This window comes from Sphingomonas sp. URJC2, from assembly GCF_059803575.1.
In genome coordinates, this window is the sequence record NZ_JAPFGX010000022.1 from 44,358 (window position 1) to 50,357 (window position 6,000).

9 protein-coding genes are annotated in these 6,000 nt (G+C 69.2%); all 9 read left to right on the forward strand.

The genetic code is table 11. The features are described 5' to 3' along the window. Positions 1-23: 23 nt before the first annotated feature. Positions 24-1,469, forward strand: a complete 1,446-nt coding sequence (leuC, locus tag OPU66_RS09670; protein WP_498553420.1) for a 3-isopropylmalate dehydratase large subunit — start codon at positions 24-26, stop codon at positions 1,467-1,469. Continuing rightward, positions 1,466-1,588, forward strand: coding sequence for a hypothetical protein (locus OPU66_RS09675; RefSeq protein ID WP_498553421.1), 123 nt, complete (start codon positions 1,466-1,468; stop codon positions 1,586-1,588). The genes leuC and OPU66_RS09675 overlap by 4 nt, the downstream gene beginning before the upstream one ends. Beyond that, positions 1,585-2,163 (forward strand): 3-isopropylmalate dehydratase small subunit, encoded by a 579-nt coding sequence (gene leuD, locus OPU66_RS09680; RefSeq protein ID WP_498553422.1) that lies wholly within the window; start codon positions 1,585-1,587, stop codon positions 2,161-2,163. Before OPU66_RS09675 ends, leuD begins: the two co-directional genes overlap by 4 nt. Positions 2,164-2,228: 65 nt before the next feature. Further along, the gene (locus tag OPU66_RS09685; protein ID WP_498553423.1) at positions 2,229-3,233 is read left to right on the forward strand and encodes an NADPH:quinone oxidoreductase family protein; all 1,005 of its coding nucleotides are present in this window, start codon (positions 2,229-2,231) and stop codon (positions 3,231-3,233) included. Positions 3,234-3,325: 92 nt separating this feature from the next. Next, positions 3,326-3,649: a DUF1476 domain-containing protein gene (locus tag OPU66_RS09690; RefSeq protein ID WP_498553424.1), complete on the forward strand. Its 324-nt coding sequence runs from the start codon at positions 3,326-3,328 to the stop codon at positions 3,647-3,649. A gap of 3 nt (positions 3,650-3,652) precedes the next feature. Next, positions 3,653-3,892 (forward strand): BolA/IbaG family iron-sulfur metabolism protein, encoded by a 240-nt coding sequence (locus OPU66_RS09695; RefSeq protein WP_160593244.1) that lies wholly within the window; start codon positions 3,653-3,655, stop codon positions 3,890-3,892. Positions 3,893-3,894: 2 nt separating this feature from the next. Then, positions 3,895-4,227 carry a Grx4 family monothiol glutaredoxin gene (gene grxD, locus OPU66_RS09700; protein ID WP_498553425.1) on the forward strand — a complete coding sequence of 111 codons (333 nt, stop codon included), beginning with the start codon at positions 3,895-3,897 and terminating at the stop codon, positions 4,225-4,227. Positions 4,228-4,552: 325 nt separating this feature from the next. Then, positions 4,553-4,924: a BlaI/MecI/CopY family transcriptional regulator gene (locus tag OPU66_RS09705; RefSeq protein WP_498553426.1), complete on the forward strand. Its 372-nt coding sequence runs from the start codon at positions 4,553-4,555 to the stop codon at positions 4,922-4,924. Further along, positions 4,921-6,000: M56 family metallopeptidase (locus tag OPU66_RS09710; RefSeq protein WP_498553427.1), on the forward strand; the 1,080-nt coding region annotated here is incomplete at its 3' end. The genes OPU66_RS09705 and OPU66_RS09710, both read left to right, overlap by 4 nt.

A 6,000-nucleotide genomic window follows, 5' to 3' on the forward strand; every position in this document is an offset into this window, starting at 1 on the left:
TTCGCGCACGATAGGGGCGGTGCATGTCCAGCCAGCCGCGCACACTTTACCAGAAGATCTGGGACGCCCATGTCGTCGACCGCCGCGATGACGGCACCTGCCTGATCTATATCGACCGCCATCTCGTCCATGAGGTGACCAGCCCACAGGCGTTCGAGGCGCTGGCGCTGGCCGGGCGGCCGGTGCGGCGGCCGGACCTGACGCTGGCGGTGCCCGACCATAATCTGCCGACTACGCCGCGCCGCGATGCCGCCGGCCGCCCGGTGCCGATCGCCGACCCCGAAAGCGCCGCCCAGCTCGCCGCGCTCGCCCGCAACGCGCCCGCCAACGGCATCCGCTATATCGAGGCGACCGATGCCGAGCAGGGGATCGTGCATGTCGTCGGCCCCGAACAGGGCTTCACCCTGCCGGGCTGCACGCTGGTGTGTGGCGACAGCCACACCGCCGCGCATGGTGCGCTCGGCGCGCTCGCCTTCGGCATTGGGACGAGCGAGGTCGAACATGTGCTCGCCACCCAGACTTTGCTCCTCAAACAGGCGCGGGCGATGAACATCCGCATCGAAGGGCGGCTGGGCTTCGGCGTCGCGCCCAAGGATCTGATCCTCGCGATCATCGGCCGGATCGGCGCGGCGGGCGGCACCGGCCATGTCATCGAATATTCCGGCTCCACCATCCGCGCCATGTCGGTCGAGGGGCGGCTGACCATCGCCAACATGTCGATCGAGGCGGGCGCGCGCGCCGGGCTGATCGCGCCCGATGACACGAGCTTTGCCTATCTGAAGGGGCGGCCAATGGCCCCGGCGGGCGAGATGTGGGACCGGGCGGTCGCGCATTGGCGGACGCTGGTGACCGATCCGGGCGCGGTGTTCGACCGGGTGGTCGACATCGATGCCGGCGAGGTCGCGCCCAGCGTCACCTGGGGCACCAGCCCGGAAGATGTCGTGCCGGTGACGGGCAGCGTGCCCGATCCCGACAGCTTTGCCGAACCCGCGCGTCGGGCGGCGGCGCTCAAGTCGCTCGACTATATGGGGCTGAAACCCGGTCAGCCGATGGCCGATGTGACGGTCGAGAACATCTTTATCGGCAGCTGCACCAACAGCCGGATCGAGGATCTGCGCGCGGCCGCCGCCGTGGTTGCGGGCCGCAGGCTCGCCCCCGGCATCCGCCAGGCGCTGGTCGTGCCGGGATCGGGGCTGGTCAAGCGCGCTGCCGAGGCCGAGGGGCTGGACCGCATTTTCATCGAGGCGGGCTTTGAATGGCGTGAGCCCGGCTGCTCGGCCTGTCTGGGCATGAACCCGGACAAGGTGCCGGCGGGCGAGCGCTGCGCCTCGACGTCGAACCGCAACTTTGTCGGCCGGCAGGGTCCGGGTGCGCGCACCCACCTTGTCTCGCCGGCGATGGCGGCGGCGGCGGCGGTGACCGGGCGGCTGGCCGATGTCAGGGATTTGATGGGGGGAAAAACACAATGAAGCGCGCGATCGTCCTGCTGATTGCCGGCACTCTGGTCAGCGGCGTCGCCGCCTTTGCGATGAGCGGCCGGCCTGTCCCGGTCGCGGCATCCGCGCCGATCAACGGAGCCGCGCGGTGACGCCCTTTCGCGATGTGACCGGGCGGGCGATCCCGTTCGGGCGCGCCAATGTCGATACCGACATCATCATCCCCGCGCCCTGGCTGAAGACGATCAGCCGCCAGGGGCTGGGCCGCGGTGCGTTCGAAAGCGTCCGCGCCGAGCCGGGCAATGTGTTCGACGATCCCGCCTTTGCCGGCGCGCCGATCCTGATCGCGGGGGAGAATTTCGGCTGCGGATCGAGCCGCGAACATGCCGCATGGGCGCTTGCCGATCTTGGCATCCGGGCGGTGATCGCACCCAGCTTTTCCGACATTTTTTCGGGCAATGCGTTCAAGAACGGCATCGTCACCGTCGAACTGCCGCGCGCGGCGATCGACCGGCTGATGGAGGTGGCGCGCGACCATCCGCTGACCGTTGATCTCGACAGCCAGAGCGTGACCAGCCCGCTGCAGGACCGGTTTGCCTTCACCCTCGATCCGTTCCGCCGCGACTGTCTGCTCAACGGGCTGGACGAGGTTGGGCTGACGCTCGCCATGGCCGACCGGATCGGCACGTTCGAGGCGCGCCGCGCGGCCGAGACGCCCTGGCTGTAACCGGTAGGCCGACGCCGGGCGCAGGCCCCCCAAAAAATCAGAACACGGGAAAAAAGGAGAGGAAGATGAAAGCCCTGTTGTCGCGTACCCCCGGCGGGCCGGACACGCTTGAACTGGCCGAGATCGCCGATCCGGTCGCCGGGCCGGGCGAGCTGCTGGTGCGCGTGCATTATTGCGCGATCAATTATCCCGATGTGCTGGTGATCGAGGACAAATATCAGTTCAAGCCGCCGCGGCCGTTCGCGCCGGGCAGCGAGGTGTCGGGCATTGTCGAGGCGGTGGGCGAGGGCGTGACCGGCTGGTCGGTCGGCGACCGGATGCTGGCGCTGACCGCGTCTTCGGGCGGGCTGGCCGAAAAGGTCGCGGTGCCGGCGGCGCGCGCTTTCAAGGTGCCGGACGGGCTGCCGCTGCGCGAAGCCTCGGCGCTGCTGATGACCTATGCCACCACCATCCACGGCCTGATCGATCGCGGCCATCTGGCCGAGGGGCAGACGCTGCTGGTGCTGGGCGCGGCCGGCGGGGTCGGCCTGTCGGCGGTCGAGCTGGGCAAGGCGTTCGGCGCGCGGGTGATCGCCGCGGTGTCGAGCGCGGAAAAGGCCGAGGTTGCGCGCGCGGCGGGTGCCGACGACGTCCTCGTCTATGACCGCGCGCCGTTCGACAAGGACCAGTCGCGCGCGCTGGCCGAGGCGATCAAGGCCAAGGTCGGGCCTGAGGGCGCGCATGTCATCTATGATCCGGTCGGCGGCGATTATGCCGAACCGGCACTGCGCGCGATTGCGTGGGAAGGCCGCTATCTGGTCGTCGGCTTCCCCGCCGGCATCCCGAAGCTGCCGCTCAACCTGACTTTGCTCAAGAGCTGCGACGTCTGCGGCGTGTTCTGGGGCGCGTTCACGATGCGCGAGCCGGCGCGCCATCAGGAGCATGTCGCCACGCTGTTCCGCCTGTGGGCCGAAGGGCGGATCAACCCGCGCGTCACCGAAGTCTATCCGCTTGAGCGCGGCGGCGACGCGATTGCCAAGCTTGCCGGGCGTGGTGCGATCGGCAAGCTGGTGGTCGAGGTCGCGGCCTGACGCTTTGCCCGGCGGGTGGCGGACCGTGCGGTCGTGCATTGCGCCGCGCGGTCCCACCCCCTATTTCGGCCGGGCAAGCAAGAGGGGTCTCCATGACGACGTTTGACGATCGCGAGCGCGCGTTCGAAGCCAAATTCGCCCGCGACGAGGAACTTCAGTTCCGCATCACCGCGCGCCGCAACAAGCTGCTGGCGCACTGGGCGGCGGAAAAAATGGGCCTGACGCCCGAGGAAACCGATGCCTATGCCAAGGCGGTCGTGCAGGCCGATTTCGAAGAGGCGGGTGACGAGGATGTCGTCCGCAAGCTGCTGGGCGACCTGACCGCCGCCGGGGTCGAGATCGACGAGCCGGCGGTGCGTGCGGCGCTGGCCGACCGCATGGCCGAGGCGCGCCGCCAGTTCATCGAGGCGCAGTAAGCGATGCCGATGGCCGCAGCCGAGATCGAGCGGATGATCCGGGACGCGATCCCGGATGCGACCGTGACGATCACCGATCTGGCCGGAGACGGCGACCATTATGCCGCGCATGTGGTTGCCGCCAGTTTCCGCGGCGTGTCGCGCGTCGAGCGCACGCGCCGCGTCTATCAGGCCCTTGGCGGCCGCATGGGCGGGGAGCTGCACGCGCTCCAGCTCACCACCGATATTCCTGCGGGAGAATGACGATGACGGATCAGGTGCAAGACCGGATCGGCGAACTGGTCGCCGGCAATGACGTGCTGCTGTTCATGAAGGGAACGCCGCTGTTCCCGCAATGCGGCTTCTCCAGCCGCGCCATCGCGATCCTTGACCGGCTGGGCGTTGCCTATGAAAGCGTCGATGTGCTGCAGGACATGGACATCCGCCAGGGCATCAAGGCGTTTTCGGACTGGCCGACCATCCCCCAGCTTTATGTGAAGGGCGAGTTTGTCGGCGGGTCCGACATCATGATGGAAATGTATGAAACCGGCGAACTCGCCGCGCTGATGACCGAAAAGGGCGTGGCCCGCGCCGAATAAGGCACTGATCGGCAACTCCGGGTGAGGGCGGGTCCTGTTTGGGGACCGGGAATGGACCCGCCCTCGGGGAGTGACGTCGGAATATCGTTAGTGCTGCATGCGCCGTGCCAGCGCGGCAGAAGCGCGCAAATCCGCGCAATGCGCTGGTTAATGCGCATCCCCGGCCACTTGCTGGTGTAAGAAACACCGACATTTGCCCGTTCGGGCCGGGCCCGTGCGCGTCGCGCCTCGCGCCCGGCGGCGCCGGTTCACCGGCCATTCAGTTTCCCGATGACATTTGTAGTCGTAGTCGGTCGCGGACCGGCTGCGATGGGGAGTGTCGGGGATGGTCGAGCGCATCAGCGAGGCGGAACATCAGGTGATGGAGGTCCTGTGGGACCATCCCGGCCCGATGACCGCGCAGGACGTGACCGAGGTTGCCGGCCCCGCCCGGGGCTGGAGCGCGGCGACGGTCAAGACGCTGCTGTCGCGCCTCGTCGGCAAAGGCGCGGTCACCCATGAGGCGCAGGGCCGGCGCTTCCTGTATCGTCCGGCGATTGCGCGCGCCGATTACGTCGCTGGCGAATCGCAGCGTCTGGTCGACCGGCTGTTCGGCGGGCGGATTACGCCGCTTGTCGCCCATCTGGCGGAGCGTCAGGCGCTCAGCCCCGCCGATCTGGCCGAGATCGAAGCGCTGATCCGGGAGCTCAAGGCATGACCGGCTGGCTGGTCGAGGCGCTCGCCGCGAGCGCGGTGCTGATGCTGGGCGTGCTTGCGCTGCGCGGGCCGGTCGCCGCGCGCTTCGGCCCGCAAATCGCCTATGCGCTGTGGCTGCTGCCCGCGCTCCGGCTGGTGCTGCCGCCATTGCCCGAGGGGATGACGCTGTTGCCGGCGCTTGCCCCCGCGCCGCTGTCGGCAGCGCTGCCGGGGGCGTTGCCGGTGGAACTGGTGTTTGTCGGCCTGCCAGAGGCGGCTCCGGCGGCGGGCGCTGGTCCTGATATGGCCCTGATCGCGCTCGCCATCTGGGTGCTGGGCGCGCTGCTGTTTCTCGGCCTGCATTTGTGGCGTTACCGGTCGTTCCTGGCGGCGATGCGCCGGATGGGCGTCGAGCTGCCCCGGTTCGACCGCGACGGGGTGGAGGTCTGGGCAAGCGCTGCCGCGCCCGGCCCGTTTGCCGCCGGGGTCTTTGCCAAATCCATCGTGCTGCCGATCGACTGGCGGCAGCGCTTCACGCCTGCCGAATTGCATCTGGCGCTGGCGCATGAGGCCGCCCATCACCGCCGCCACGACATGTCGGCCAATCTGGCCGCGCTCGCCGTGCTGGCGCTGCACTGGTGGAACCCGATTGCCCATTATGCCTATCGGGCCTTCCGGCTCGATCAGGAACTGGCCTGCGACGCCGCCGTGCTGGCCGGTGCCGGGCCGGACATGCGCGTCGCTTATGGCCGCGCGATGCTGAAATCCGCCTGTGGCCGGTTGCCGGCCGCGGCCTGCGGTCTTGGGGCCGGGGATGACCTCAAGAGGAGACTGAAGATGATGGCGACCTATCGCTCCGATGCGCGCCGGGCGCGGATCGGCACCCTTGTCGCGGCGCTCGCCGTGGGGACCGGGCTGGCGCTCACTGCCTCGGGCGGGCTGGCGGCAGAGACGGGCCGCAGTGTCGAACGCCGCGTGCAGACCGCGCTGCTGATCCAGCCGGCCCCGCCTGCGCCGCCTGCGGTCGCGGCCACCCCGGCGGCACCGCGCTGGAGCGCGGATAAGGCTCAGCCGGCACCGGCGGCGCCGTCGCCGCCC